The sequence below is a fragment of the Shewanella surugensis genome (assembly GCF_023284005.1).
In the GTDB taxonomy this organism is placed as follows: domain Bacteria; phylum Pseudomonadota; class Gammaproteobacteria; order Enterobacterales; family Shewanellaceae; genus Shewanella; species Shewanella surugensis.
In genome coordinates, this window is sequence record NZ_JAKIKS010000007.1 from 39,649 (window position 1) to 65,758 (window position 26,110).

The following is a 26,110-nucleotide window of genomic DNA, read 5'->3' on the forward strand; positions in this document are numbered from 1 at the left end:
TTATTTGAAATCAGATTGACACTGATCCATAGGAAAAATCTCGATGACGCTTGCCAATAAAATCGCTCCCTTTATGTTGCGTAAAAGCAATTACATCACTGGCACGCTTCAACAAAGAATCTAATTTAACATCAGGGAGAATCGCTTGCGTGACCCCAAAACTCACCGAAACGACAAAATCATGCCCTGAATATTGCGTATTAATGGCCGACAGCGTTGCAGCATAATCTTCAGCCAATGCCCAAGCGGCCTCTTCGTTAACATTAGGCAATAAAATCATAAATTCTTCCCCACCCATGCGCGCAAAAATGGCATCATCAGGAATAAAAGGAGCAATCACTGCTACGATTTTTTTTAATACCCAATCACCCGTGGCATGACCAAAACAATCATTAATATTTTTAAAATCATCGATATCAAAACTAATGAGACTGAATTGGCGTTGTTCTTGCCTTGATTGTTGATAAAGTGCCATTCCCAACTCTTCGCCTGCGCTACGATTATAGATCCCCGTCAGCGGATCATTTTGCGCCAGCGCTTTATAGCGGCGTTTTTGCATCACACTAATAATCGTCCACAGCAGGAGGAAAAAAAGCCCCCCCACTAACAATGTCATGCCTAATCGCATCTGAGTTTGCTTACGTTCATTGATTTGCTTCGCCGCAAAAAATAAGGCCTGCTGACGATCTAAACTTTGCACTTGCCTATCTTTTTCCAATAATTGTAATTTCGCACTTTCAAAAGTGGTCAGCTCACCTTGAATATCTTGCATTTTAATAGCGTTATACTCACCATATTGCTTACGATACATGAGCGCCTTATCAAGCTGCTGTGTTTTCTCATACAGCTCAGATAAGCCCAATGTGGTATCGACTAATAATCGATTGATATCCAAATTTTTTGCACTCTCCAATGCCTGTAAATAATGCTTCTCCGCCAATGTAAACTGCTCTGCCCTTATAGCCATCTCAGCTAATGCGGCATAAATGAAGCCTAATTCAAGGGTACTATCATTATCAAGCGATAATCGATAGGCTTTGTCGAGCGTCGCTTGCGCCCGCTCCTCTTGATCCTTTAATAAATAAAGCTCACTCATCGAACGTAGCTGGCTCGATACCATTTCCATTTCACCCGCAGTATCGCATTCTTTTTTAGCATCAATAAGCAAGTCCATTAATCGACGCCGTTGAGCAGGATCCTCTTTTAAAGCATTCATCAAGCTATTAGCATGGATCCCTGATATATAGCAGCGCCTCATGGCATTCGTCACCTTATCTAAAGTGGCATATAAGGCATCGGTATATTGCAAGGCGGCATCAAAACGTGTCATACGAGACAGCATATCGACCATCATCATATACACATAAGCTTCATTATCGATATCATCGACTGAGCCTAAAAAAGGCACTATTTGATTTAAGATCTGCAGGGTCTGAGTGACATCATCAAGATCTGCGTAAATGGCCGCAAGCAATGCCAATATTTTTACATACTCCGCTTTAAGCATCTCAGGAGGAGGGCTTGCCATTTCAGCCTTAATAAAAGCCGTGGCTTTATCAGACTCACCCTTTAAGGCAAAAGAATGCCCTTTTAAAAAAACAAATCGATATTGTAAGGCCAAAGGCATGGATTTAAATATGGGCAATAACAGCTCGGTTTGCGTCGCCACATAATCCATATCAGTTCCCCTTAACGGGGTCAGTTCATCTAATTTTTGCTTAAAAAGCTGCTGAGGATCGATAGTCTCTTGATTCGATTCATTGATTGCATCTGCTGCATTGATGACACTAACGGCTGGTGTTTCCAACACGCCATCTTTTAACATATCATCTTCAGCCGCCATTAACGGCATACTGACGCACAAACTTAACATCAATGGTAAGCGAGTGAATCCTTGGATCACCCGTCGAATAACGACGGGTCTGTTATCATCAATGCTCTTCCATAAGCCCCGCACAACAAAAATCAATAAATTAGCCAAATCAATGCATCCTTAGCATAAAGTTTCCGTCCAAATTCATATCAAAGTGTTAAAAATACCCTTCTGCTTCCTTGCAGCTTCATCTTTATTTTTAAGTTTTTGCTCTTTAAGAGTTTGCCTTTTGAGAGCGTGCCCTTTGCGTCAGCGATCTTGGCTTAAATACTTTATTCATGCTTTTATCGGCCATCACCACCTTGTTACCGCCTTGGGCCTTACCCGCATAAACCGCGTTATCCGCCCGTTGTAACATGGGATCCAAACTTAAGTCTGACTCGGTATTTTGGGTTACACCAAAGCTGGCCGATAAGGTAAAGTCATGCCCACTGTGATGGCTATCAATGTTCCCTAGCGCTTTGCGGCATTTTTCGGCTAAATCAATCGCCTTGGTCTCATCAGTGAAGGGCAGTAAAATAACAAATTCCTCGCCGCCCATGCGGGCAAAAATATCCCCATCCCGCAAAATGGACTTCACCACCTTAACCACTTTTTTAAGCGCCCAATCTCCCGTTGCGTGGCCAAAATTATCATTAATGCTTTTAAATAAATCCAAATCAAAGGCGATCACGCTAAAATCGGCTTGCCGCGCGCACACTTGCACAAAGGTATTTTCGCCTAAATTTTGCCCCGCGCCGCGATTATAAATCCCTGTGAGTGCATCAGTTTGCGCCAAACGCTTATAAGTGCGTTTTTGTTTCACACTCACCGCCGCCAAAATCACTAAAAAGCACACCCCGCCGACCAATAAAGTAACAAACAGCAGCATATTAGTGCGCTCACGCTCGGCAATTTGCTTATTGGCTAAATACAAGTCGCGCTCACGGTTTAAAAAGCTCAATTGGCGCTCTTTTTCTAAAAAATCTAATTTTGAGGTTTCAAAGGCAATGATCAAACTTTGGGTCTCCCCCAGCACCGCGAAATAGTTATCTTGATATTGCTTACGATACTGAAGTGCTTCAGGCGTTTCGCCAAGCTTTTCACTCAATGTAGACAAAGGTAAATAAATCTTGGCTAACAACTCCTTATCACCCAGCTCATTAGCAACACTTAACGCCTTGAGTAATCTTGCTTTAGCGGTAATTAATTGCTGCTCTTGCTTGTCGACTTCGGCCAATAAAACCAATGCTGAGGCGACATCGTATTCATAGGACACCGCCAGTGATAGTGCTAAGGCTCGCTCTAATTTACTGCGCGCCACAACAAGCTCATTTTGCTCCATCAATAACGATGCTTGCCCTCTTAGCGCCACAGCCATCATCATGGTTTCATCAGCTTCCTGACACTCATATAAGGCATCGGTATACAACTTAAACAAGCTTGGCCATTCTTGTTTATTTACCCGATAGACATTATCCATACTCTCGGCATACACAGAGGTGGTAAAACAGCGAAAGCGCGGAGCTTGAATATTATCTAATTTAGCATACAAAATATGCGCGTATTTTAGCGCCTCAGCGTGCATTTTCATCAAGCCAAACAATTCGATTGCTTGACGATAACCCAATACCTCTATATCTATATTATTCACCTGTGATAATAAAGGTAAAAATTGATGTAAAGCCTGCAAAGCGTCTGAATATTGATTATTATAAGTATGAATATTAGCTAATAAGACTAGAGCACGAGTATGATATTCAACTAAATGGCTATCAGTTTTAGTCGTTAATTTTTGCTGTAATAAATCAACAGCCTTATCTATCTGCCCACTCAAAGTTAAAGATTGTGCTTTTAGCAGAACAAAACGATATTGAAGCACTGGCGACACTTTGTTTAACAAAGGGCTTAACTCTATTAACTCTTTTGAGATCCTAGCAGGAAACCTTGAACGTAAAGGTTCTAACTCCGTTAATTTAGCTTCAAATTGAACGATCAAATCTTGACGCTCATCAGCAACTGATAATTTAGGGAAGAAACAAGCAATAAATACAAAACATGGGAAAATAAACAATAATCGAGAGTGAATTACTCTTGAATTAAACATTAAGAATCCCATGAATACTTCCTTAAAAATTAATAATAAAAACAAATATATCAATAACTATATATTAATCTAACGAGACCACATTCTTCCCATACACTTGATTATCCCCACTGATATCAGATAATTTATCCACATCACCATCGAGCATGGCGGCTTTTTCATCATCGGTTAAATTTTCTGCATCCATTATCGACTCAGGATCGGCGATAAATTGATCTTTTAATTCGGCATCCGTGCTTAACTTGGCTAATAGGCCGTCTAAATTTGACATAAGTCAATCTCCTTATTGTTTGAAAAAAGTAAAAAAATATTATTGTTGTTATTACTTGCTACTTGCTACTTGCTACTTGCTACTTGCTACTTGCTACTTGCTACTTGCTACTTGCTACTTGCTACTTGCTACTTGCTACTTGCTACTTGCAGTAAGAGCTACTCTCCACAGGAGAACAACACTTCCTCTGCATTAAAACACCACTCATTTACGACAAAAAATAATCACGGAAAACACTAATGGCCTCAAATACTAACCAAAATCATCGGCGCTAATGCCTAATTGGGTCAGCGCTTGATGATTAAGCGTTAATTTTTCACTGGGTGGAATGCATAAAGTGCTAATATCGGTCAACCTAGCATTAGGCAAGTCCTTTAACCTCAACGTTTCAATTCGCGGCGATTGGATAGGCAAGGTCGCCGCCTCATAGATAATGATTTCATGCTCCAGTGGATACCATTGTTGCAGCAACTCCACCAAGACTTGTAATTTATCACTCGTAGTATGGAACTTTGTCAGGGTATGCTCGCCCGCTAGACCAATTTGCCACAGCACCAGATAAGCCGCCGCAGAGACTGCATGCTGGTAGTACATAAATTGGCTCGCTTCGAAGCTTTGATGGCCAGAGCTGGCAGGATCGACCCCTAAATCGGCCCAAAGACAGGCTTCAGCCGATACCCCAGGCTCCATTTGGGCCCGATAGCCTTCGCGCTGTAATTGCTCTACAGCCATGTGACCCACACAGGCGAAGACACCGGGATGGCCGTATAAAGCGCAAACCACTTTTTTGCCTAAGTACACTTGGGTAACAATCGCTGCAACCATTTGGGCATACGTCTCACGGCGATTTTTAACCTCCCCCTTTTGCGCGTAAAAAGGCTGCAAACTGCGGACATCTTTATTTAAACGACCTACCCAACGCTCAGCAAAGCCATCGGGCATTAAGGTAAAGACGACCTCTGCATGCTCAATATAACTTTGACTTAATACGGTAATTTGCCCTGCGAGATTTAATCCTGTGCCGACGCACACGAGACTGCCTTGTTGTTTACTATCCATACTGTCTATCATCAACTCTATCCATCAGCCTTATCGACTCATCCAATTTTCAACGCATTGTTTACAACGCTATCATTGAGAAACTAGAAAAATCGGTTGGTAAACCTTGCTTATAAACCGTAAGCGATCTCATTCGTATTATTTTTGTTTTTAGTTTTAGTTTTAGTTTAATCGTTACGTTTGGTTTTACGTCCTTGTTTCATGATGTTTTTAAACACTTGAAATAATTTAACTTATTTGAAATCATTAACAGCTCAATTTAACGATATTAATAATACATTGATTTTAAACGGCTTATGCTTAACAGTATGATTTTTTAATGGTCTCGTTTTTCTGAACACTGATAATCTTACCGCTGATCTTTAAATTTTAATAACATGGGCAGATAACAATAGCTGCAGAAAGGTCTCATTCTATAGCTTAAAAATAGACACCTAAAAACCAAGTGATGTCCCATAGCTCATCTTTTTTGTTTCTTGCAAGCAATCTACATGAAATACGGTTATTTTCCAACATTTTTATCACATAAGTAACTATAAAAGCCGAGACTCTTTTACTTTATTCATACTGGCCTTTTGGTTGACAACACAGTCTAAAATACGCGGGTAGTATAAAATGACAATAAAACTAAAAACACAACATATTCAACCAGTAAAATTTAATGTTCGCATTTCATTTTATCAATTTTCTGTCGAGCCACTATAAAGCAGTAGCATAATTTATTGCTATACTTCATTGGATAATCACGACAAGCTGTCAAAATTAGGCTTATTCGACGTTATTGCTCTCCAGTATCCTAATAATAACCCTTTTGACCTTATTCGATTTAGACATTTAATTAAAATGTTTAGCACTGCTCATTCTATTACTGTTGTCACAACAGCGACCCTTTATATCAACGATGACATAACGCTCCCTCGCTAGCTCCATGTAGGCCAATCAACAACACCTCCAACGCAACAGACTCAGCAAGAAATGAAAAATAATACCAAATCACTAAATTTAATTGAACTATTGCCAAAGTGGTGACTCAATATAAAATCAATGTTATAAACTTGTATGCCTAACAAGTTTACAGGGCCAAGCCACGAGCAGTAAGATAACCCTTGTCAGCAAGGGGAGTGCTTGGGTATTATGATCTCAGATTTTTATGAAGTAGCGCATTCAATGACAATTAAAAAACAAAGTCTTATTTTATTGGGCGCCGCTGCGCTCTCTTTATCACTTAGTGCATGTAGTGTATTTGATTGGTTAATCTATAAACCCGATGTTGCTCAAGGCAACTACATGGAAAAACAGCAAGTTGAAAAACTTCGCATGGAAATGACCAAAGAGCAAGTGCAATATATTTTGGGAAGACCCGTATTGCATGACAGCTTTGCTGACAATACTTGGTACTATGTTTACCAATTTAAAAGTGGACGTGATGCCAGCATCATTCATAAAGAACTGATTATCCGTTTTAGTGATGATAAATTAATTCAAGCTGAAGGCGATTATGATTTGAGTCCCGACTTTAACACGCCTCTAGATGAAAGCCGTTTACCTGACATCAACAGTCCAGTAGCTGATGATGTTAATAGCAGCATTAATGATAATATGGGGATCCCGCAAACAGGTATGCCCCCAATGGGCAAGCAAAACCCAGCCCAATAGCCCGCTTATCAATGATATGTTTATAGAAGCTATGTTGATAACACCAACTACGCGCTAAAAGATCTGACAACAATAAATGCCCAAGTGAATGATTATTCGCTTGGGCATTTTGTTTGAAGGAAGATAGTGCTCGTGTTGAGGTTTATACCCATCAAACTAAACAGGATTAGTACTAAAGACTAGGCTCGGCCACCGGTTTTTTTATTGGCTCTGCCCTCTTCTTTGGCTTTTTCGGCACGTTTACGGCGAACATCTTTAGGATCCGCAATTAATGCACGATACACTTCAATTCTTTGGCCTTTTTGAATAAGCTCATCATGCTTAACGAGACGACTAAAAATGCCTAATTTGACCTGTTCAAGATCAATCTCCGGAAAAAACTGACCGATATCACTCTGCTTGACCACATCAATACAGCTTGTCCCTGGCAAGACCTTAACTTGTACTCTTTTTTGCTGATGAGGTAATGCGTAGATCACTTCAACATTAAAGGCTAACGGTTCACTAAGGGCTTCTTTACTGCTAAAAGCTTTTTGTTCACTCATGACTTATACACGACCTTAGCTCTACCGGTAAATGCGGTCACCATTGATGACATCAATTCTTTAAATACCTTGCCGAAGGCTTTTTCAACCAAGAAATTGGAAAATTCAAAATTAAGCTCGAAATCAATTTGACACGCATCCTCGGCCAACTCAGTAAAACGCCACTCCCCTTGCAAATGTTTAAAGGGGCCGTTTTCTAATACCAATACAATACGCTTACCTGGCTCAACTTGATTGCGGGTGGTAAAACTTTTACTCATCCCCGCTTTAGCCACATCAACCGAAGCCAACATGGTTTCACCATCGAAGGTCAATACTTTACCGCCCACACAACCGGGTAAGAACTCTTGATAAGAATCTACATCGTTGACGAGATCATACATCTGCATAGCACTAAACCGTACCAACATGCTGCGAGAAATCTGTGTCATTTCGCTTATTACACTCGATAACTGAATTCAATAAACCGATTTTAACATGAACTGTATAAAACGTATATTTTCTATCGCTCGCTTCAATCAAAGTTTTTTGTATAAAAAAAGAACAATTCGCACCTATCGCAAAAATATTTACTAAAAAGTGGCCTTGGGCAATTCCAAATTGTTTGACTCTGAGTATAATAGCCTGCTATGGCTAAGAAAAAATCAAAAACCCCAAGCGCTTCAATCGCACGTAATAAACGTGCCACCTTCGATTACAAATTCGAAGAAAAATTAGAAGCAGGTTTGTCCCTCATGGGGTGGGAAGTTAAATCAATTCGTATGGGCAAGGTCAACTTGTCTGAAAGCTATGTATTCCTAAGAGATGGCGAAGCCTATTTATTTGGTTGTACTATAGCCCCACTCAATACCGCATCGACCCATGTTGTGTGCGACCCTCTGCGCTCAAGAAAACTCCTATTGAAGCGCAAAGAATTAGATAAGTTACAAGGGCTGGTTGATCGTAAAGGCTATTCCATTGTGCCCATTTCCATGTATTGGCAAAAAGGCGCATGGGTCAAAATTGAAATCGGTTTAGGTAAAGGTAAAAAAGAACACGATAAACGTGATGACACCAAAGATCGCGAATGGCAGATAGAAAAAGCCCGTACCATTAAGAACTCTGTCCGCCAATAAGTCATTTCTGTTTAAGATAGAACATTTAACCAGCAAACGGTTGTTAATTTGTATAAACTGCTTGGTGATATGCTACTAAGCAGTTATTATTAATCTGTACTTGGGGGCGATTCTGGATTCGACAAGATTCTCGAAACCCTGGGAGCATGCCGAGGGGCGGTTGGCCTCGTAAAAAGCCGCACCGTTATAGTTGCAAACGACTCTAACTACACTCCAGTAAGCCTAGCGGCTTAACTGGCCATCTTGCTCACGTTTCTCAAATGGACAGAGCGTATAGATGGTCATCTTACATTTGATAGCGAGGGAACCATGTTCAGGGGTGAACCGCGAAACAGTACTGAACTCGCCAATTGCAATCCTGTCTTTCGGAGTGTACTTGGTTAACCAAAAGAGAGACTAAGCATGTAGTGCCTTGGATGTAGGCTTTTTGGACGCGGGTTCGAGCCCCGCCGCCTCCACCAATTACAACAAAGGGTTAGCCGAAAGGCTAACCCTTTGTCACATCTGAATGGCGACAAAGTGGCGACAGATGATTAAGAGTGGCGGCAATTGGCGACATGTTTTTTGAATATCCAATTAATCTCTAAATTTATTTTAATCTATTTATTTTTTTCATTTCAAAATAAAACCAAGTCTATGTTTTTATTTGTTTTTTACATATCCTATTTTTATCGTCTATTTTAAAACACCCCACGTAAAACAGAGCAAACCCAGTAAACATCAGGCTTTCAGGTTAAAAAGTGATTCAAAGCCACTCTAAGAAACTGTAAAACACTGCAAAAAACCGCGATCTTTTCAGATCGCGATCGTTTACAAGCCCCCAGAGATGGCGCGGGTTAGCCCTATGAACTGTATTAATAGAAAACTGTAAAAAAAATACCACAAAGAGCGCGCAGGAGGGGGAGGAAGAGTGCGGATTACGTGGCGGGAAGATTACGTGGGAAGAATTACGTGATGAAATACTCAGGCACAAAGAAGCCTCACATATGTGAGGCTTCTTGTTTAGGTTTGAAGCGGTTTGGTATGTTCGCTATGTATCTGCACTGGCAAGCAGTGGGTTGAGTTGATTGTGTAGTTCATTGGCTTGGCTCTTGCGCTCACTCATATTGGTAGCCAAGTTCGGTGCCTTGCTTTGAGTGGTACCATCTTTATGCAATGGCTTATCATATTCATGGGTGTGACCGGCACAGTGATCCGCTAACTGCTCGACGCACTGCATCAAGTTATCCAGTAATGCATAAATATTAATGGTGTCTGTGCCTGCCCAATGTGTGGGCGCTTCCATCTTTTGCATTTGTGATGCCACTGAGCGGCGCAATTTCCCCACCACTTCGACTAACTCACCTGTCGTGGTGAAATGCATATTACCCAATGAGGCTAAATTGATATTATCACCGGCTAGCAATTCTATTGCGCCTAATGCTTCGATTGTTTTTTTTGCGCCAACTTCTTCAATCGAGTGTTGAGCCACTTTGGTGTGTGAGCTTCCCGCGTTTAATTGATATTCATCAGAGGTGATCTGCTTTCGATAACTAATATCGATTTGCTTTTGATCCGTACTGCAGATTTGATTACCTGCACTATCGGTGCGCTGATACACCTCGGCGCGCTGTTGAATGAGTTGTTCACCTGGCGTAATGTTGGGTAAAGCCCAATCGCACCCCAGCACAGTTCTAATAAAAGCTTTATCGGGTCGACCATAAGCAAAACCGATTTCAACCAACGTACCAGGAGAGGGGTATTGCAATAATCCTTGCTCGTTACCACCAAACATCATCGGTAAGGGTACCGCGCGATAAATCGGCACGGTGAGATCAGGTTGATTGTTCTCATCAAGTAACTGCACATCTACCGCATAGCGAGGACGAAAGGCATTATTAAGATCACCCGCTTTACTGGTATCACTAATGCTCATCACCTTCGCGAACCGTGGCAAGTGATAGCCTCCGGCTAACTCTGGAAATATATTGGTGATCTTTCTCTCTTCGGCTAAATCATCCGCTTTGGTTGCGGTCCAGGTTAATGTCATGGTGTCATCATTAAATTCCACTTGCTTAACTCTGTGGCCATTCACTAAAACGCCTGGTCTCATACTCGGCATGGCCAATAACTGCCAACTATTACTATTTTGCTGCTGACTGAAACGGCTTGGTATATCAACAGGTCGATTGGCCCAACGGCTATCTTGATAACCGCCCACAAATATTTGCCCGTTTTGCTGCTGGTACCAAACAAATTCAGGCACATTAAACGCCCGCGCCACATTTTTTAATAACTGATAGCCGGTGCCTTGAGAAGTAAAGTTAGCAATGGGTTTATCAACATAATCGGCCGACTCGAGGATCACAAAACTTAAGCCTGAAAGGGTCGATAATTGAGTGATCACTTGCCTAAACGTGGCGTGTAAAATACTCATTGGCATACGTTCTGCCAATATGCCCGACAGTTCTCGCACACTAAAACGAGTTGAACCATTGGCACTTTGCGTCACTTTACTGATATAACCGCTAAAATAACGCTGCAATTGATTGTTATAACCAATATCTAACGACACTATTTGCCCATGTTTGAGAGCACCTAGCTTACTGGTAACCGTTTCAAATATCCCTCGCCCACCTGCTGATAGCTCAAGCACAAGACGGTAATCACTTAATGGGTAAATCGTTGAGCCAATCGTTAAACGTTTCGTTAACTTCATGCGGTTTCGGTCTCCGCTAAAGAATCATCCAATGTATGTAAAAATGACTCAAGTGAAGACACCTCAACATTGGGCGGTGCATTTTCGGTTAACGCTTTACTTGATGACACACTCGCGGTTTGCTCCGTGGTTTGTTCTGCATTTGCCTCGGTCTGCTCCGTTCGCTGCTCGGCCACTTCAGGCACGCTTAAATATTCACGTAAACGAAACGACACTTGCCACGCCATTAAGCTGCCATGTTCGGGCGCCGATATTTGGCCACAAAATTTCATCTGCCGAATTTTAGCCGCCCGGGTTAACGTTGAACTCACGCGATTAATTTGCCTATTGCCCGCTTCATCACGGGCACTAGCTAATTCAAAGATACGAGTTAATTGGGCTGTATCGGTAAAAGGGATCAAACCATCGACTTTAATCTCTTTGCTTTTATCGCCCTGCTCTACATCTGCGGTGCTCGATGATTGCCCCGATACATCTTTACTCACTAAGTCTTGTGTTAGGCTCAATTTGCACGACTTCATGCGCACAAGCTCACCGTTTAATAAAATTTGGGTCATGGCAATAACTCCTTAAAAAAGGTTAATGGTGTATCACTCACCATTAACACCGCTACGCTAAAAGCTTGATTAATGGGCGGGGTTAATCCTGCTAGTTGATTGGCCATTTGCGCCCTATCGCCAGTTAAGTGACAGCGCCATACCTCGCCCGATACCTGCTGAAGCGCATTGATGTCATTCGTTAATTGAGCCTGAGTATTAGCCCGTTTTATCGCTAATTGCTGCAATCGTGCAATGGGCGACTCACCGCCACTGGCCAATGATTCCAATTGTGCTAACTGCGCCCCTTGTAACTGCATGGCCTCCCTTAATGGGGCTAAATGAATCGCGGTTTTACTCGACCAATGCGGCAATGCAGGCGTGGGATTTTGCTGCATTTTTTCGCTATCAAGTTGAGTAAATGACGTCAATTTACGCAAGTAAGCATTCAGCTCGGGCAAGGCTAATAGGGCGCAGATAGGGGATAATTGATTAATCAGCTCATTGATGGAGCCCGCCGAAAACAATAGCGCAAGCCCATCCGTGGTACTCGGTAAATAAACATCATTATAATCAATTAATTTCACACTGAGTTTATCGACGGCGCTTTGTGCAGATAGACGCATCATCGCGCTATCACTATTATTGATATCGGCATCTGCCGTCACAGTTAACACCGTGCCATAGACTAACAGCGCATTTAACTCTGTACGTAACGATAATAACGCCTGCGCGGCGGCGCTTAATACATGCTGTTGATATTTCGCGCGGCTCTCAAGTGCAAGAGTGGATCCTAACTCTCCTTGCCATTGGGTTAATACATCAGTACTTTGAGCTGATCTATTTGCGGCATGGCTTGGCCATGCTGCATTGGTTTTAGACCAACTCATCACGCAGGCGCTATCGCTAGCACGCTCTCTTTAAAATTCTTTTTAGCGAGCAATACTAATGCATCACCGCTTAACTGTAGTTCGGTACTGGTATTACTGTTACGCCCAACATAACTCACTGTCATGATTGCTGCTGCATGGGTTAATCCGTGTATAAATGCCATTAATCTATCCTTCTAAGTGAAATTGTTTTTCGAAAATTAAGGTTTTGCTGTATCTGAATTGTGAGCCAAGATCCATTCACCGCTTAAATTGACGAAATAATTATCTAACTCCTCAACATCAAGATTAACCGTGTTTATTCTTTCTTCTACATATTCAAGCGATTCAACGAGGACGGGATCATTATCAAGTGAGTAAATTTTATCGCCCACTTTTATATTTGATATTGCTATCCATCGCCAATCATTAAATGCCTGACTCAACACTAAAAAAGGGTGCTCATACGTCACTTTTACGTCATCATTTAAAATATAGTGAGCCGGATCGGAACCGAGTATTAAACTTCTAACCGTGGCGCTTTTTATTTCAACTTCTTCAACATCATCACTTTTGACGGTCGCCCACTCTGTATCGTCACCAGTGGCTAAAATTGGGTGATAAATAGATTTAACCTTGTCGCCCACCCTCAACATTTCAATAGCAACTGAAGCGCCATTTTCAAGCAAAACTTGTGTACCCACTTCAAAGCAAACATCGGGAGGATTTGTCCCACCTGTTCCACCACTTGAACTTGAAACGTGAGTGAGTAATTGTTCGAAAAGCTCGGCAACGTAAATCCTTTGAACTACATTTGAATTTTGAGCGCAAAATAAAACGTAACCAGCCTCAATAGTACCGCCCGCTTTTGATTCAGGTGATCTTGATAAAGACATGTTTGCGCAATTAACTTGATTAACCGCTAAACCACCGTAAGCGTCACGAATTACTACTTTGTTAGATATTGCCTCCTTTGAACATGATGATATTTGCAAGTATTTTGACGCTAATGAGTTACCGTTCTCATGAAAAGCCTTTGCTTGTAGACTTCCGTTTGAATCTCTTGCCGCTATCGTGGTAGCTACTGCTCCGTAATTAGGTTTAAGCCCTTGAAGTAATTCAGCGTTAGCGGATTTACCGTCAACCGTTAGATATATCTCTCTTAATTGTTTGCCATGCTCATAAACATAGCCTTGAGTCCATAAATCCTTACCCATTGCACTTGTTGGCTTTCCATTTTGGCACCAGACAGCTTGATGACCTCCGCCCATTAATCCCGAGTTTGTTCCGTCGCCGTCATTTATCTTGTTACCATAAGCTCTAGCTAAGCCGTACAAATTGCCAAAATCTTTACCTGTTAGCCCCAATTGATAAGCAGCACCCATAGAGAATATTAAGCTAACCGATTCTATGGAGTAATCCCCATAAACTCCGGCTTTCGCTGTAGGAGAGCTTGCAATTAACTTTCCCGTAAAAGTTTGATCTGTCGTTTCATTATTTAAGAATACCGATCTTATATTTTTTCCGCTTTCATAAAAGTTTTTTGCTTTAACTGTCCCGCTTGCATTGCGAGCAACAATGGTTATTGCATCTTCTTCATAGCTGGGAAGCATACCGTGCAACTCTTGAGAATCCGCAGCCTTTCCATCTACAGGAAGCGCCCCTACTTCTTCGGAGCTTGGTGGGTTTGATGTGTCGTATTGACGTACCCAACCGCTCCACGCTCCACTGTAATAACCGCAAGTATGAGTAGCACCTGTATCATATTCTTTATATGTGTATGTCAGTCCCGATCCAGTAGCTTTTTCAGCTGTTAATGCACCTGCTCGTGTTCTGGGATAACCGCGCTCAAATATCGCTCTCGCTGACGATGGCTGGTAATAATGACCGGGTAAAAGGGGCTGATTTTGTATGTCTACTTCACCTAAATCAATCGGATTGGTTATCGTGCCTTGCATGATGCTGGGCACTTCGGTGTGCTGTACATATTGCGAATGCGGATTGGCATGACTTAAATGCGCGGCAAAGTCTTCACTGCGTAAAAACTCAGAGTCACTGGTTTGCCAGGGAAGTGTCGACAAAGTGATACCGAGTTCACCTGCCACGCTAGCCCCTCGCCAGACGATACTTTTTACACTGTAATTACCGGTAACCGCGCCGACTGTTTTGGTCTTGGTTTGCTCGCTGGTATGTACAATAGCAATTAACACCTCATCGCCATTGGCTTTGATGGCTATTACGCCATAAGAGTTGTAGGTAAAATCACCGATACTGTAATCCTGCACCGTGCTCATGAGCACTGCATTACCACTGAGTTTTGATACACGTTCAATCGGGTGGGATGCCACTATATGACTGTTATCAATTGTACTGTCAGGATCAATCGGTAAATCGGGATTTAACGCTGGAATATAGGCAAACACAAAATGAGTAATGTTTTGCACTTCATCGCCTGCAAATACTGCGTTTTTATAATCAATACCTGCATTTGTTATTGTTAATTGGCTCATCCAATGACCTCTTTTTCAAATTCGATTAATGCAAAACGCTCGTCTGTATTGGCGGCGGCCACTGCGCTTAAAAAGTAACGCCGACAGGTACGGCCATAGCTTTTGATAATGGCGTTGATTAATTCCTCGCGCTCAGCAAATTGGCTCTCTAACATCAGTATTTCGATTTGATCCCAATCAAAACCCTCGACTCGCTCGTTAATATCAATAATATCGAAGCCTAAGCGCCCAAAAATGGCTTTCATTCCTGCTGTGCTGCCCGCATCTTTTGCATTAGCAAATGCATGGAATACTCGCAAGCGATACAAATCGATAGGCTCATTGTTTAGGCGTGGAATGCTGCGCTCCCATGCCAATAGATTTAATAAAGTGGGATCACACTCACTGGCATCCATTTGTTCAAGTGGCCATGTTAACCAGGTGCGAATACGATTAAAGAACGCCTGTAAACCCGACATCATCATCACCGGTTCAATCGGTTCATCGGTTAAGGTTTTGCCATCCATCCAAAAGGGCAATGTAATCGCTGGGAGTTCAGGCGTTAATTTGGCAAGCTGGGACTCATTCATGTCGCCGCCCCGACATTATTGAGGGTTAACGTCTTAATTCTGGGCAAAGATAAACCACTATTGATGTCAGCATGGCTGTATTTTATAGAGGCCAGGTTGCCCAGTTCGTTATGCAACTGGCTCGATAACAGCGAAAAGCTAAAGGTTTTTTGCGGCAAGACTCGGGTGATGGTGTCGAAATTATCACTTTCACGAAAAGCAGCGCGAATGCGCGACTCAAGTTCACTTAATAACGTTTGTTGTTCGACATCATTTAAAAAAGCCCCATGCCAAATATCAAAGGTTAAATCATATTCGGTATAACCAATGGGCATGACTAACATATCATCGCCATGTCCGTGATGACCTTCGTCGCGCACATGCTGATTAATACTGTTGATTAATGACTGCGGCGGCTCGCCAACATCCATCATCACATGACAATTGGCGGTGCCAGGTCCGCGCGGCGCATTATGCTCAAAAAACAGAAAGTCGGAACGAACGCCTGCAAAGGAGGCAATAGCCCCACGGTAAACCGCATCAATATGATATTGGCCTACCGATAAGAACTGATCACGAATACGTAAAGCCAGCGCATCGTCTTCTTCATCATCGGCCCCCGTTTGCGTGATCCAATCCCCCACATTAGAGACCGACGCAATCCCAGAGGGCATTTCATCCATCACATAAAAATAGCCGGCCCCAATATTATGCGAAGCGCCCGCTTCATCGGCGATACATTCAACGGCTAATGACGCAATGCCCGAGGGAATAAAGCTATCGTCCATCACGCTAACCGAGTAAATTCCCCCTAAGCGGCTATCAGTTTTAATCACGCTACCTTTAGGGACCGCAATATCACTATTCACATCTTGCTTAGTAAAGGTAATATAGCCTTGAGTGTTTACCGCTTCTTTTCGGCTTAGGCCCACTTCCCATGCTTTTAAATCTAAAAACAACTTAGTGGCCGTGGCCGTAAACATGGCAGGTAATACATGCTGCACCAGCAACACATTAATCAGCCATAAAACAGGAGTAATAACCGCTTTTAAAATCAATTTCCAGAACGGGCTCATGCGACTGTCATTACTAATAGTGCTATTGGCACTGTCCATGTCTTTGAGTAATAAAGTGGTCACCTCAGCACTGGTTAACGGCACGCCTTTTTCTGCAAGTACTTTGTCAAAATTCACTTTTGGTCGTGACATTAAGAGCCCCCTGCATTCATGCTATTCACTTGAGTCGATACCCCACCGAACTCATAAGTATCAGCCGTAATTAAAATGAAATCGGCCATCGATTCTATCTTGATAGTCCCTGGCACTAAGCGGGTGTCGGTTTCGACTAGTAATTCCATTTCGGTGTACACATCAAGCCGCATGGCATTACTGCGCTGAGCGAGTAACTTACTGACAAGCCCTGATTCCATCAGCATGTGTTTGATGTCTTGGGCGATACTGGCGCGAGTATGCGTGAGCGCTGGCTCGCCGCCCACATCAAGTGACAAGCCGCCATTTTTAATAAGTAAGTCGCTGTATTTATCCATTGCAGATCCTGTATTAGTTATCCCGTCTGAAGCTCTTGTTGTTCTGCTATTTCGGCAAGGCTGAAGTTTTTCGGCGGGTTTGTAATGATCACATCACCAAAGCTCAATTGTTTATTGCCCACCTCACCCGCTTGGCGCGCAACTTGCGCACGCTTAGCGCTCACCACATCCAGCTTGGGCATCACCATGCGACTTATCGCGTCGTTATTCATTGGTTTAGGTAACGTCATCGACTCCATGACATCATGAGGGGCAAAGCCCGTTAATTGATTAGCGGCTTCGTATTCAGGCATAGGCGTTGGTTCAGAGTAAAAGAGTGGTAACTTATTGACTGAATCCAAAGCGGCATCTTGAACAGGCAGGGGCATGTTGGTTGTTGGTGTTAATTCTGGCGCTAGCTCAGGTAAAAAGACATAATCTGCCATTGGTATGACATTTGACGTTATTTGCGCATCATTGGCGGCTGGCGGTAAAAAGGCAGGTAATGCCGCTTGATTATGGGCGGCGTTCGTCTCATTGAAAATGGCAGGTAAAACTTGTTGCTCAACTGCTTGGCCTTGCAGTTGTTCTTGTACACTCGTTAAACTTTTAACATCGGGTAAAAACTCAATGTCGACACCAGGGATCAGGTTTAATTTGTCGATAATCCAGTTCATTGATTCAGTAAATAAGGTTTTAATGCCCGTCCAAGCACTATTGAACGCACCGAACAAACCTTGCACCCAACCCCACTCACCAATACTGGCCTTCAAATCATCCCAGTAATAAATCAGGGCGCCAACGGCAATCGTTGCTGCAGCTACGCCCGCCACAATTAACCCAATAGGATTGGCATACATAGCAATATTGACAGCTAACATCACCCCACGTAATGCACTTAAGCCTGCGGTTAAGGTGGCCGTAATACCAGACCAGACCAAGGATGCCGCACCAAAAGCCGTCATGGCCATTTTCCCCACGCCCATCATTACAGTGAGTAAACCGCCTGCGGCGACTAAGCCTAATACGCCAACAGCCGCATAACCTATGTATTTAGTCAGATTAGGGAACGTATCTGTAAACCAAAGCACGTCTTTGCCCATGTCGGCAACGCCGCCGACAAACTCATTAAAGGCAGGCAGGATAGCCGAGCCGAACGCGGCCCGAATAACAAACCAAGACTGACTTAATCGCTCACTTTGATCTGTCATGGCGGCGGCCATCTCTTCCGCCTTACCCATTCCTTGAACTTGACCAAGTTGCTCCATTGATGCTGCCAGCCCATCCACATCATTCATTAGTAATTCAATGGTCGCCATGGCTTCATCACTACCAAACGCCTTTTTTAATACCCCTGTTTCATCCACATCTAAAGTGTCGCCAAACTTACCTTTGATTTCGTTAAGAATATCAATCATGGGCAACATCTTGCCTTTTGAGTCGGTAAACTCTAACCCTAACGCGGCTTGCGCTTTACCCACACCACTTAAAAACGACTTGTATTTTGAGCCTGCCATACTGCCCGACATGGTTGATTGCAAAGTGCCTAAAATGGCCATTTGCTCATTCATGGCAATACCAGCATTATTTGCTTTTGCACCAATGGCCGTAAATGCGCCCGACATATCATTACCATTGGTTTTAAATATTTCCACGGCAGTAGCTGTCATTCCGGTGACTTGCTCGACCCACTCACTCTTACCCATCGTTTTAGCATCATTTTTAAAGATGCCATACATGGTGCCCATATAACTGGTGATAGTGGCAGCATCGGCTTTAGTGGCTGTAGCCAATACATTTGATGCTAATGTGAATTGTGATAAGTCCGTATCACTTAAGCCCCCAATAGCGGATTGAATATCATAGCTAGAGCTAACAAATTCTGTGGCCGACTTACCGTATTTAAGCGCGTACTCATAAGATGTCCTTGAGAGTTGTTCAAGGGCAGATTCTGCTACCCCTAAAGATTTTACCTCGCCCAAGGATCTGTCCATTTCAATCGCTGGCATGAGGGCATTTTGCAGCGCATAGCCGCTGGCTGCAATGCCAGCAACCCCCGACATCATCTGCATACTGCCTTTTTGATAGTTTGCCGCAAGCCCATTAAATTGCTTGCTAATGTGCGCGATGGGCTTGGTGATTTGGTCAATCAAGCCAACGGTAAACATCAAAGGATCAGGTAGGCTCATTATCTCTCGTTCTGCATTCAGTTAGGGGTTGCGCTACTTGCCGCCAAAGGCTTTGTTTATCCCGTTGGCCGTGGCAATGGTCAGTGTTTCACTGTGCTGCTTTTGCAGCCAAAGGGCGCGGGCTAAGCTACGCGGTTCATCATCTTCATGGGGCAACCAATAGCGGCGCAGGGTTAACACTTGTTCAAGCTGGTTGGCCTCAATCGACTCAACCAGCCCTGCTATTTTTTTACTTGAATATCAACAAGTGGGCTAAACGTAGTGATCAACGTTGAGGCTATCATTCCTATAGAAGCTGGTGATGTATCTAATAGCGCCTTTAGTTCGTCTTTTTGCTTATTATCAACCGTGCGGGTTAACAGGTTTTGCGCGGGGGCGACTTTGTCATTCGGCAGTATGCCGTTGTTGTAATCAAAACAATCCTCGGTAGTCATGTTGAATTTAAAATCAGTGCCGGCGATGGTGAGTTCAATCGTGTTTTTCATGATGTTTCCTTGTTTTTAAATTTGATTTACTTATTTAATCGTTTGTTTTAAAAGACGCTAACGTTCATTTTTTTGATTAAGCTGGCTTTGCAATAACTCCTTTAATTGCTCAAATCCTTTGGTCATTTGTTTCTCCATTCGATCACCTAGCACCTTCACATCGTCTTTGGTGGCGTAGGTTTGAGCAACATGGGTTTTATGTTCGTTCAATTGGTTATGAATATTCTGCTGCGCGCGGTATAGGCCAATAAATAACGGCACCAATACGGTTAACATCATGGATAACGCCGCTACGGCAAAGAGCAGCCAGTTACTTAAGTGGGCCATAATGCGGGCTCTTATTTGGATTAAATTTATCTTTCTCTTTTGAACCACGACTCGAACCAAGCCAATACACCACCGAGGTGGCAAAAAAACCGCTAACTTGCCCCGCTAAATACACGATTAAATCCCGATTACCTTCTGGAATAGCCAGTAAAAACAGCGCACCACTTAATGCGCTAAACAACACAAAAAGGGCAACTGATAACACAGAGGGCATCCAATGGTCTTTGTGCGACGCGCGCGCTTGTTGGGTATCGGCCAGCTCTGCTTTATGCGTTTCAAGGGCCAGTTGTTGCAACTCAATATGTGCCTGGCGAATTTGCTCACGCTCTTGTATCGCCCATTTTTGCAGCGTCAAACGCGCATCGGGTGATTGTGTCAGGGCGCGTTCTACCGCCTCGGGCGTATCTTCAACACCTAAAACACCTGCAATTTGACTACCAATGGAAACGGCAAGGCCCACGGGGCCCGCCAATAAAGGCGCGAGCGCACCTGCGACATTACCAACCGTGCTTGCAATGGATTGCCAATTCATAACGCCTCCGCTGGTTGATGAGCCTGTCGATACCCTTCACGCCATAAATATTCCGCTTCTTTCCTGCGACGCGTGGGGTAACGATCGCCAAAGTTTACAAGCTCAGTCGCCATTGCCAGAAAGTCACCATGAATAGCCGCTAGCCAAAATTTAGGGCAACGTTTCGCTAAATGACCATATTGAAACGCCACAGAGGCAATCACGGTTTGCATGGCTGGCAACAAGGTTTCAAAGCCTTGGCCGCTGTCTTGGCGATATTGCTTAATCAGGTTGTCAGTCACTTCACGCACAACACAAATATCAATTAAGTTCGCTTCGACTCGCGTGATGGCGAGCGGTAAGGCCGTTAATTTATCCACCGCTGCTTGCTGCTTAAGGCCGCAATAAGGCGCAAGCTTATTCACCAGGCTTTCGGGCAATCTCTGGCTTAACGCTTCGACTTGGCATTGGCCGATATCAAAACCGCTCGCAATCGTCACACCTGATTTAGAATGCAGTGGATCAGGCACATAGCCTTCAACTTGGCACCCACCTTCAAACAATTTGATAAATGAAAAATCCACTTTCGTTTTTACCATCGTCTTGCCCTCAATGGGGGTTCGGCTTGTGTTTGACACGGTACGCATAAACGCGCACCGGGTTCGGCTTGTTGTCTGGCTGTTGGAATAGGATCTAAACAGTCCAGGCACTGACTAAAACTCACTCTGGCTTTATTGTTTTTCGCTCTGTTTCTAAGCGTTTGTCGCTCGGCATTTTCTTGTTGTTTGGCGGCGAGATCAGCATCATCCATCCGTTACTTTCCTTGTTGTTTTTCTAGTGCTCACTACTGAACAATATTTTCAATTTCTTCAGGGCGTAGATACGACATACCATTAATTTTGACAAAATCAGGACTGGTCACATCAAACGAGATTTTAAACAAAGTAGAGCTGCCGCCTTTTTTGTCGATATCCAGCAAGTCACTGAGTTTGAGGTGACAGCCGAACGCCTCGACTTTCATCTCTTCACCGGCCACTTTGGCGTAAAACATAATGTCGAACGGATCCATTGCTCGCCATGAGCCTTTAGCCTTGGCGGCAGCTAAAATTAATTTAAAGTTGGCGGCGTTAACACTTAGCTCACCACTGGCAGACACATCACCATCGACTCGACCATCTGGCACACCGCCTGTTTGCGCCACACCGCTATTATCGGTAATGGTAAGACTGGCAGAATCGACTTGGGTCATGATGTCACCCAAATTGACATGAAAATTCATACCTGATAAATGCATGTTTTAATCCTTTTCTATTCGTTTTAATCGGTATTAAGCCGTTCAATACCTAGCGTTATGCGGCAGTGCTGCTTAAATCCAGCATGATATTGACGGTGATAGATTTCGGGCTGTTATAGGGGCGTACCACCATGTATATGCTCACCTCGGATAATGTTGTCCAAACAATGTCAATATCCCCGTCTTGCGGCACCTGCACTTCACCTGGAAACATTTCCCCTAAAATGGTGGTGCTTTTGCTCATCGCGCGAAGCGGCTGCATGAAATAGCGTTTATTGTTTTCAATACTGTTGGGGGTTGAATTGAGCGCGCGGTTACCGACACGGCGAATGGCACGTAGTCGCACTTGACGGCTGACTTTGTGCACGGGGCGTAAATGCTCAATAAATTGATAATCACCGCCCTTGGCATCGAGCGAACTGCCATCGCTCCAATAGGTTCCTTCGAGATCGGGATACCATTGCGGCACACTAAAACGCGCATTGGCGAGCGTATTTAAGGTGGCTAAGCTCAGCGGCACATGCTCCGTATCTTCTGGTGCCTCAACTAATCCCATCACACTGCCCGTTGCCACGCGCATGGGTGAGTCGGCAACACTCACGCTTCGGTTACATAAGCGGCCCGCTAACACACCAAGGTTATTGCCATGCAGTTGTGGCACGGCATAAACAAGATGTGCGGCAATACCGTTAACCAGCGCCACTTGCTCCGCTTCGTATTCGCTCCATGTTTGACTGCTTAATATTCCTTTGGTGGCGACTAAGGCAAAACACCAACGCCCCAAGGTGGCGGTTAAGCTGGCACACTGATTATGCAAACTGGTTAGCTCACTGGCACTGGCTTGCTCATCACAAATCACTACCGCTTCAAAACTCTGTACTTCATTGGCTTTATCAATCGCACTGCCGATGCTTTCATCATCGGCTAAGGGATAAACGGCGGCGGTCCAGTTTTGCCCCGCATTGAGTTGGGCGGCGATCACTTGTGCGCGCAAGGGACTATCGGCTAACGCTTCTGTTAATTCCGTTTGTGCGCCCACGCTATAAAGCTGGCTGGCTTCGTCGCTACTCCCTGCTTTTCCGATGAATAAAAAGTGACGCTCAACGGCGTTGATTTCACCTTGGCCTAAATTGAGGTTATTAACCGTTACCTTACCGAGTGCCATATTTGGATCCTTTTGGGTTAAGACTGTTCATGTAAAAATTGAATGATTTCATCCCGCACATTGGCGGGGCTATCCCCTAAAAATTCACGTTTGGGCGCGTCAATATTCCATTGGGTTTTACGCTGTTTACCTCGCAAACTGTGTAATATCCCCCCTGCTTGTGATTGTGATAAACGTGAAACCAGCTCTTTAATGGTCGCCTTGCGATAGCCTTTGTTTTTTGCTTTTACTTTATAACCAAGGATCACCAAGGCTTTTGCTTGGGAGCGAGTACAAGCAGCATGACTTTTGTTAGCACCATGAATGCGGCGCATACGGGTGGCGCTCATGGTTTCTTTGCCCCCTTCTTGATGCACGGCGCCGATTTTTGCGGTGTGTTTGTTTTTGTGCGTCAGCTCCAAGCGATTAGCATTTTTCACATAGGGCGTTAAGCCTTTGGCTTGCGCCTTGAGCATCTTGCCGCCCTTCTTTTTGCGGGCTTTGAACTTTGCCCCTTTAACATCTTTCTGCGCTTGGATCCTTTTACGGGCTTTGGCTTTTTCAATCCGGCCTAAATGCTTAAGCAATCGAATACGTTTATTTCTAGGAAGGCTTAATAACTCAAGCTGCTGCTTTAGCGTTAATGCATCTTTACCGCGTAAACTGATTTGCAAGCTCATACGTCTAACTCATCTTTAACGTGTACAAATAGGCTCATATCAGTCGCCACATTCACTGGCACCAGTGACACGCGATAACGCTGGCCGTCAAATAAAATAGGCCCATTGCTATCGGGCAATAAATCAATATTATCCATCAGCTCCACATCAATAATAATGGTGGTGTTATCCTGGCTAATGGGGTCAATAGTGAGTTCAGGATCGCCTAACTGGTAATCATCACGCTCTTGGGCATTATCGATAAAATACGCGGCAATCAATCCCAGTAAGTTATATGGGTTAATTTTGGTGTGGGGAAAGCGTTCTATCGCAATCGAGGCTTTGTATTTCCATTTGGCTACGCGATAACCGTGGCCTAAGTCATCACCATGCCGCATCACCGTGCCGCCTTCTTGCCAGGCATCAAGATCCCCTTTTTTAACAATCGGCGACAAACTGGCGAGTAAAAATTCGCTTAACTGCTGTAATTGCGTCTTTTCTTGTATTTGAGGCTGACTCATAAGCTATGCACTCCTGTGCGGCCAAGCCCTAAAAGCAAGCGCACAAAACGATTACTTTGCGCTAATAATTGCTTGGGTTGTTCATCGTTTTTGTCAGTTTGCTTTTGATCCACCGTGGAAAAATAACCCACTAAATCGGCATGAGAACGGGCATACACTGCGCCGCGATAAATGCTGGTTTGCTTATCTGTAAACTCAGGAATAAGGGAATCACTCATCGAGGCGTTAGTAAAAAAATCGACGTCCATGTCTGTCATGTCAACTGAGATCAATTGTTGCTGTACTTCAGCAACACTGCGATTAAGTGAATCGGCAAGAGTGGCTTCATCATAAAATTCTGGAATGCGGCGCATTTGCCTAAATTCGCCCGTTGATAGCACAGGCCATCCACTGTCACTATCGATGGCGATACTCGCAGCGCTTGCTGATTCAAATCCAAAACTCATTGCTTTCTCACTTATTTACCACTAAATGCGAATGGGTACAGTGCTATTGAGGTCGACGTGGTTTTTTAACAATCGCTCGTTAAAACACTCGCTCAACGCACTGGAGGGGTTGGGAGCCGGTAAAGATTACGTGTCTTGTGATGCATACCCATCAAGCGCACGTAACCGCATATCTATTCGAATGCGAAGGGTTTTTACCCCCACGCCCTTGTGTAATTGGGCCGCTTTTTCAAGTAGTCGATCCGCTTGTTGTAATACGTCACTGTCACCGCATAAGCTCGGTTTAACTTCGCCGCCACTGCGCAGTAAATTGTGCGCCATAAGCTTGTAAAACTTCGCGGTAAGTGGCTCTGCCAAGCGCCATTCGTGGGCCACTTTGTCAAACACTTGACTAAAATACGGCTCCACACTGCGGCCAGCTTCTGACTCCTTTTCTGCCCAGGCAAAAACCTCATCACTAATGAACTTAGGCCAAGCCCGACGTAAACCGCTGTCTTGCTTAAGCGCAATGGCGATAAAGCCCAGTTCAATGCCTTTGGCAAATTGGCCCACATCAAACAGCCAAATAATAGAGCTAGCAAACAGAGGATTATCATAGGGTTCGATCTCCTTACTTTTAATTTTCGTTACATAGTCTTCGACTATTGGCCCCCACTTGGGCAACAACACTTCGCGCTTGTGTTTCACTTTGTCTTGAATGCGGTCAAAGCCTTTAAGCTTTTTAAAATCGGCTTCAAGCTCGACAAGCTGTAAGTGCAAACTTGGCGCATGGGCCGCGCTGCCCGTTCGCTTTACTGCTTCGAGCTGCTTTTCGGCTCGTCGTTTTTCTTTGAAGGCAAGGATGGCTGCGCCGCCAACGGCTTTTTTACGGCTTCGACCACATCTGCAAGCCCTGCTGTTGCGCTGGCGATATCATCAGCACTGCTGACCAACTCATTAGAGGCATCACTCACACCTTCCACGGCACTGTTTAGTTCATTAACGCTATGGCTGATATCACTCGCACTGTTATCAATCTCAACCGCCGATTGCGTCACTTCTTGACTGGCTTGGGTTAGCTCTTGCGTACTGATAACTTTTCCGTCTTTCACTTTCACTTCAGCTACCACACTGATATCTCTACCGCTGGCTAAATCCACGCCGATCAATGTTGCTTCTTCTACTTTGGCTTTAGCCGCTTTTTCAGCGTCACGGCGTTTTTTAAAATTGGTGATGGCGCCCATACTCTTTATCTCCCTTTAGG

Annotated in this window: 30 protein-coding genes and 1 other RNA gene; 3 read left to right on the plus strand and 28 right to left on the minus strand. The window is 43.9% G+C overall.

What is annotated here, in order from left to right; genetic code table 11:
* Positions 1-10: 10 nt before the first annotated feature.
* The 4 genes from L2764_RS03175 to L2764_RS03190 all read right to left on the minus strand — a co-directional run bounded on the left by L2764_RS03175 (position 11) and on the right by L2764_RS03190 (position 5,301).
* Positions 11-1,981 carry a GGDEF domain-containing protein gene (locus L2764_RS03175; protein WP_248938794.1) on the minus strand — a complete coding sequence of 657 codons (1,971 nt, stop codon included), beginning with the start codon at positions 1,979-1,981 and terminating at the stop codon, positions 11-13.
* Positions 1,982-2,087: 106 nt separating this feature from the next.
* Positions 2,088-3,959: a tetratricopeptide repeat-containing diguanylate cyclase gene (locus L2764_RS03180; protein ID WP_248938795.1), complete on the minus strand. Its 1,872-nt coding sequence runs from the start codon at positions 3,957-3,959 to the stop codon at positions 2,088-2,090.
* Positions 3,960-4,023: 64 nt separating this feature from the next.
* Positions 4,024-4,230, minus strand: coding sequence for a hypothetical protein (locus L2764_RS03185; protein WP_248938796.1), 207 nt, complete (start codon positions 4,228-4,230; stop codon positions 4,024-4,026).
* A gap of 252 nt (positions 4,231-4,482) precedes the next feature.
* On the minus strand, positions 4,483-5,301 hold the full coding sequence (locus L2764_RS03190) for an SAM-dependent methyltransferase (protein WP_248938797.1): 819 nt from the start codon (positions 5,299-5,301) through the stop codon (positions 4,483-4,485).
* A 1,155-nt stretch (positions 5,302-6,456) separates the two neighbouring features.
* On the opposite strand from L2764_RS03190, the gene L2764_RS03195 reads away from it, so the two are divergent.
* Positions 6,457-6,945 carry an outer membrane protein assembly factor BamE gene (locus L2764_RS03195; RefSeq protein WP_248938798.1) on the plus strand — a complete coding sequence of 163 codons (489 nt, stop codon included), beginning with the start codon at positions 6,457-6,459 and terminating at the stop codon, positions 6,943-6,945.
* A 179-nt stretch (positions 6,946-7,124) separates the two neighbouring features.
* Here L2764_RS03195 and L2764_RS03200 read toward each other — a convergent pair whose 3' ends face one another.
* Positions 7,125-7,490, minus strand: coding sequence for an RnfH family protein (locus L2764_RS03200; RefSeq protein ID WP_248938799.1), 366 nt, complete (start codon positions 7,488-7,490; stop codon positions 7,125-7,127).
* Positions 7,487-7,921 carry a type II toxin-antitoxin system RatA family toxin gene (locus L2764_RS03205; protein ID WP_248938800.1) on the minus strand — a complete coding sequence of 145 codons (435 nt, stop codon included), beginning with the start codon at positions 7,919-7,921 and terminating at the stop codon, positions 7,487-7,489. The genes L2764_RS03200 and L2764_RS03205 overlap by 4 nt, the downstream gene beginning before the upstream one ends.
* A gap of 198 nt (positions 7,922-8,119) precedes the next feature.
* Here L2764_RS03205 and smpB point away from each other — a divergent pair, with 198 nt between their 5' ends.
* Complete coding sequence (smpB, locus tag L2764_RS03210; protein WP_248938801.1) at positions 8,120-8,605, plus strand: SsrA-binding protein SmpB; 486 nt, start codon at positions 8,120-8,122, stop codon at positions 8,603-8,605.
* 102 nt (positions 8,606-8,707) lie between these two features.
* Positions 8,708-9,066, plus strand: a transfer-messenger RNA (tmRNA) gene (ssrA, locus tag L2764_RS03215).
* Between the two features lie 569 nt (positions 9,067-9,635).
* Here ssrA and L2764_RS03220 read toward each other — a convergent pair.
* The 22 genes from L2764_RS03220 to L2764_RS03320 all read right to left on the minus strand — a co-directional run bounded on the left by L2764_RS03220 (position 9,636) and on the right by L2764_RS03320 (position 26,090).
* On the minus strand, positions 9,636-11,303 hold the full coding sequence (locus L2764_RS03220; protein WP_248938802.1) for a hypothetical protein: 1,668 nt from the start codon (positions 11,301-11,303) through the stop codon (positions 9,636-9,638).
* Positions 11,300-11,860, minus strand: coding sequence for a baseplate complex protein (locus L2764_RS03225; RefSeq protein ID WP_248938803.1), 561 nt, complete (start codon positions 11,858-11,860; stop codon positions 11,300-11,302). The genes L2764_RS03220 and L2764_RS03225 overlap by 4 nt, the downstream gene beginning before the upstream one ends.
* Positions 11,857-12,729 (minus strand): hypothetical protein, encoded by an 873-nt coding sequence (locus L2764_RS03230; protein WP_248938804.1) that lies wholly within the window; start codon positions 12,727-12,729, stop codon positions 11,857-11,859. The genes L2764_RS03225 and L2764_RS03230 overlap by 4 nt, the downstream gene beginning before the upstream one ends.
* Positions 12,729-12,893, minus strand: a complete 165-nt coding sequence (locus tag L2764_RS03235) for a hypothetical protein (protein ID WP_248938805.1) — start codon at positions 12,891-12,893, stop codon at positions 12,729-12,731. The genes L2764_RS03230 and L2764_RS03235 overlap by 1 nt, the downstream gene beginning before the upstream one ends.
* A 36-nt stretch (positions 12,894-12,929) precedes the next feature.
* Positions 12,930-15,218 carry a phage tail-collar fiber domain-containing protein gene (locus tag L2764_RS03240; RefSeq protein WP_248938806.1) on the minus strand — a complete coding sequence of 763 codons (2,289 nt, stop codon included), beginning with the start codon at positions 15,216-15,218 and terminating at the stop codon, positions 12,930-12,932.
* Positions 15,215-15,787: a phage tail protein gene (locus tag L2764_RS03245; RefSeq protein WP_248938807.1), complete on the minus strand. Its 573-nt coding sequence runs from the start codon at positions 15,785-15,787 to the stop codon at positions 15,215-15,217. The genes L2764_RS03240 and L2764_RS03245 overlap by 4 nt, the downstream gene beginning before the upstream one ends.
* Positions 15,784-16,974 carry a baseplate J/gp47 family protein gene (locus tag L2764_RS03250; RefSeq protein ID WP_248938808.1) on the minus strand — a complete coding sequence of 397 codons (1,191 nt, stop codon included), beginning with the start codon at positions 16,972-16,974 and terminating at the stop codon, positions 15,784-15,786. The genes L2764_RS03245 and L2764_RS03250 overlap by 4 nt, the downstream gene beginning before the upstream one ends.
* Positions 16,974-17,312 (minus strand): DUF2590 family protein, encoded by a 339-nt coding sequence (locus L2764_RS03255; protein WP_248938809.1) that lies wholly within the window; start codon positions 17,310-17,312, stop codon positions 16,974-16,976. The genes L2764_RS03250 and L2764_RS03255 overlap by 1 nt, the downstream gene beginning before the upstream one ends.
* A gap of 17 nt (positions 17,313-17,329) precedes the next feature.
* Complete coding sequence (locus L2764_RS03260) at positions 17,330-19,480, minus strand: phage tail tape measure protein (protein WP_248938810.1); 2,151 nt, start codon at positions 19,478-19,480, stop codon at positions 17,330-17,332.
* A 33-nt stretch (positions 19,481-19,513) separates the two neighbouring features.
* Entirely contained in the window at positions 19,514-19,660 is a 147-nt protein-coding gene (locus L2764_RS28145) for a DUF6890 family protein (RefSeq protein WP_376708371.1), read from the minus strand.
* A gap of 41 nt (positions 19,661-19,701) precedes the next feature.
* Positions 19,702-19,965 carry a putative phage tail assembly chaperone gene (locus L2764_RS03265; protein WP_248938811.1) on the minus strand — a complete coding sequence of 88 codons (264 nt, stop codon included), beginning with the start codon at positions 19,963-19,965 and terminating at the stop codon, positions 19,702-19,704.
* Positions 19,966-20,022: 57 nt separating this feature from the next.
* Entirely contained in the window at positions 20,023-20,292 is a 270-nt protein-coding gene (locus tag L2764_RS03270) for a hypothetical protein (RefSeq protein WP_248938812.1), read from the minus strand.
* On the minus strand, positions 20,276-20,824 hold the full coding sequence (locus L2764_RS03275; RefSeq protein ID WP_248938813.1) for a hypothetical protein: 549 nt from the start codon (positions 20,822-20,824) through the stop codon (positions 20,276-20,278). The genes L2764_RS03270 and L2764_RS03275 overlap by 17 nt, the downstream gene beginning before the upstream one ends.
* Positions 20,821-21,402: a pesticin C-terminus-like muramidase gene (locus tag L2764_RS03280; protein WP_248938814.1), complete on the minus strand. Its 582-nt coding sequence runs from the start codon at positions 21,400-21,402 to the stop codon at positions 20,821-20,823. The genes L2764_RS03275 and L2764_RS03280 overlap by 4 nt, the downstream gene beginning before the upstream one ends.
* Complete coding sequence (locus tag L2764_RS03285) at positions 21,396-21,614, minus strand: TraR/DksA C4-type zinc finger protein (RefSeq protein WP_248938815.1); 219 nt, start codon at positions 21,612-21,614, stop codon at positions 21,396-21,398. The genes L2764_RS03280 and L2764_RS03285 overlap by 7 nt, the downstream gene beginning before the upstream one ends.
* Positions 21,615-21,647: 33 nt before the next feature.
* A complete protein-coding gene (locus L2764_RS03290) occupies positions 21,648-22,097 on the minus strand; it encodes a phage protein (RefSeq protein ID WP_248938816.1) in 450 nt (149 codons plus the stop codon).
* Between the two features lie 55 nt (positions 22,098-22,152).
* Positions 22,153-23,262, minus strand: a complete 1,110-nt coding sequence (locus L2764_RS03295; RefSeq protein WP_248938817.1) for a DUF2586 domain-containing protein — start codon at positions 23,260-23,262, stop codon at positions 22,153-22,155.
* Positions 23,263-23,279: 17 nt separating this feature from the next.
* Positions 23,280-23,921: a phage virion morphogenesis protein gene (locus tag L2764_RS03300; RefSeq protein ID WP_248938818.1), complete on the minus strand. Its 642-nt coding sequence runs from the start codon at positions 23,919-23,921 to the stop codon at positions 23,280-23,282.
* On the minus strand, positions 23,918-24,421 hold the full coding sequence (locus L2764_RS03305; protein WP_248938819.1) for a phage tail protein: 504 nt from the start codon (positions 24,419-24,421) through the stop codon (positions 23,918-23,920). Before L2764_RS03305 ends, L2764_RS03300 begins: the two co-directional genes overlap by 4 nt.
* Positions 24,418-24,867 carry a head completion/stabilization protein gene (locus L2764_RS03310; RefSeq protein WP_248938820.1) on the minus strand — a complete coding sequence of 150 codons (450 nt, stop codon included), beginning with the start codon at positions 24,865-24,867 and terminating at the stop codon, positions 24,418-24,420. The genes L2764_RS03305 and L2764_RS03310 overlap by 4 nt, the downstream gene beginning before the upstream one ends.
* 126 nt (positions 24,868-24,993) lie before the next feature.
* The gene (gpM, locus tag L2764_RS03315) at positions 24,994-25,626 is read right to left on the minus strand and encodes a phage terminase small subunit (RefSeq protein ID WP_248938821.1); all 633 of its coding nucleotides are present in this window, start codon (positions 25,624-25,626) and stop codon (positions 24,994-24,996) included.
* Positions 25,627-25,658: 32 nt separating this feature from the next.
* Entirely contained in the window at positions 25,659-26,090 is a 432-nt protein-coding gene (locus tag L2764_RS03320) for a hypothetical protein (protein ID WP_248938822.1), read from the minus strand.
* Between the last annotated feature and the right edge of the window lie 20 nt (positions 26,091-26,110).

Bases quoted from the DNA above. Each gene is read 5' to 3' on its own strand.
- L2764_RS03180 (WP_248938795.1), bottom strand. From the start codon at position 3,959: ATGTTTAATTCAAGAGTAATTCACTCTCGATTATTGTTTATTTTCCCA.
- L2764_RS03185 (WP_248938796.1), bottom strand. From the start codon at position 4,230: ATGTCAAATTTAGACGGCCTATTAGCCAAGTTAAGCACGGATGCCGAA.
- L2764_RS03190 (WP_248938797.1), bottom strand. From the start codon at position 5,301: ATGATAGACAGTATGGATAGTAAACAACAAGGCAGTCTCGTGTGCGTC.
- L2764_RS03195 (WP_248938798.1), top strand. From the start codon at position 6,457: ATGACAATTAAAAAACAAAGTCTTATTTTATTGGGCGCCGCTGCGCTC.
- L2764_RS03200 (WP_248938799.1), bottom strand. From the start codon at position 7,490: ATGAGTGAACAAAAAGCTTTTAGCAGTAAAGAAGCCCTTAGTGAACCG.
- L2764_RS03205 (WP_248938800.1), bottom strand. From the start codon at position 7,921: ATGACACAGATTTCTCGCAGCATGTTGGTACGGTTTAGTGCTATGCAG.
- smpB (WP_248938801.1), top strand. From the start codon at position 8,120: ATGGCTAAGAAAAAATCAAAAACCCCAAGCGCTTCAATCGCACGTAAT.
- L2764_RS03220 (WP_248938802.1), bottom strand. From the start codon at position 11,303: ATGAAGTTAACGAAACGTTTAACGATTGGCTCAACGATTTACCCATTA.
- L2764_RS03225 (WP_248938803.1), bottom strand. From the start codon at position 11,860: ATGACCCAAATTTTATTAAACGGTGAGCTTGTGCGCATGAAGTCGTGC.
- L2764_RS03230 (WP_248938804.1), bottom strand. From the start codon at position 12,729: ATGAGTTGGTCTAAAACCAATGCAGCATGGCCAAGCCATGCCGCAAAT.
- L2764_RS03235 (WP_248938805.1), bottom strand. From the start codon at position 12,893: ATGGCATTTATACACGGATTAACCCATGCAGCAGCAATCATGACAGTG.
- L2764_RS03240 (WP_248938806.1), bottom strand. From the start codon at position 15,218: ATGAGCCAATTAACAATAACAAATGCAGGTATTGATTATAAAAACGCA.
- L2764_RS03245 (WP_248938807.1), bottom strand. From the start codon at position 15,787: ATGAATGAGTCCCAGCTTGCCAAATTAACGCCTGAACTCCCAGCGATT.
- L2764_RS03250 (WP_248938808.1), bottom strand. From the start codon at position 16,974: ATGTCACGACCAAAAGTGAATTTTGACAAAGTACTTGCAGAAAAAGGC.
- L2764_RS03255 (WP_248938809.1), bottom strand. From the start codon at position 17,312: ATGGATAAATACAGCGACTTACTTATTAAAAATGGCGGCTTGTCACTT.
- L2764_RS03260 (WP_248938810.1), bottom strand. From the start codon at position 19,480: ATGAGCCTACCTGATCCTTTGATGTTTACCGTTGGCTTGATTGACCAA.
- L2764_RS03265 (WP_248938811.1), bottom strand. From the start codon at position 19,965: ATGAAAAACACGATTGAACTCACCATCGCCGGCACTGATTTTAAATTC.
- L2764_RS03270 (WP_248938812.1), bottom strand. From the start codon at position 20,292: ATGGCCCACTTAAGTAACTGGCTGCTCTTTGCCGTAGCGGCGTTATCC.
- L2764_RS03275 (WP_248938813.1), bottom strand. From the start codon at position 20,824: ATGAATTGGCAATCCATTGCAAGCACGGTTGGTAATGTCGCAGGTGCG.
- L2764_RS03280 (WP_248938814.1), bottom strand. From the start codon at position 21,402: ATGGTAAAAACGAAAGTGGATTTTTCATTTATCAAATTGTTTGAAGGT.
- L2764_RS03285 (WP_248938815.1), bottom strand. From the start codon at position 21,614: ATGGATGATGCTGATCTCGCCGCCAAACAACAAGAAAATGCCGAGCGA.
- L2764_RS03290 (WP_248938816.1), bottom strand. From the start codon at position 22,097: ATGCATTTATCAGGTATGAATTTTCATGTCAATTTGGGTGACATCATG.
- L2764_RS03295 (WP_248938817.1), bottom strand. From the start codon at position 23,262: ATGGCACTCGGTAAGGTAACGGTTAATAACCTCAATTTAGGCCAAGGT.
- L2764_RS03300 (WP_248938818.1), bottom strand. From the start codon at position 23,921: ATGAGCTTGCAAATCAGTTTACGCGGTAAAGATGCATTAACGCTAAAG.
- L2764_RS03305 (WP_248938819.1), bottom strand. From the start codon at position 24,421: ATGAGTCAGCCTCAAATACAAGAAAAGACGCAATTACAGCAGTTAAGC.
- L2764_RS03310 (WP_248938820.1), bottom strand. From the start codon at position 24,867: ATGAGTTTTGGATTTGAATCAGCAAGCGCTGCGAGTATCGCCATCGAT.
- L2764_RS03320 (WP_248938822.1), bottom strand. From the start codon at position 26,090: ATGGGCGCCATCACCAATTTTAAAAAACGCCGTGACGCTGAAAAAGCG.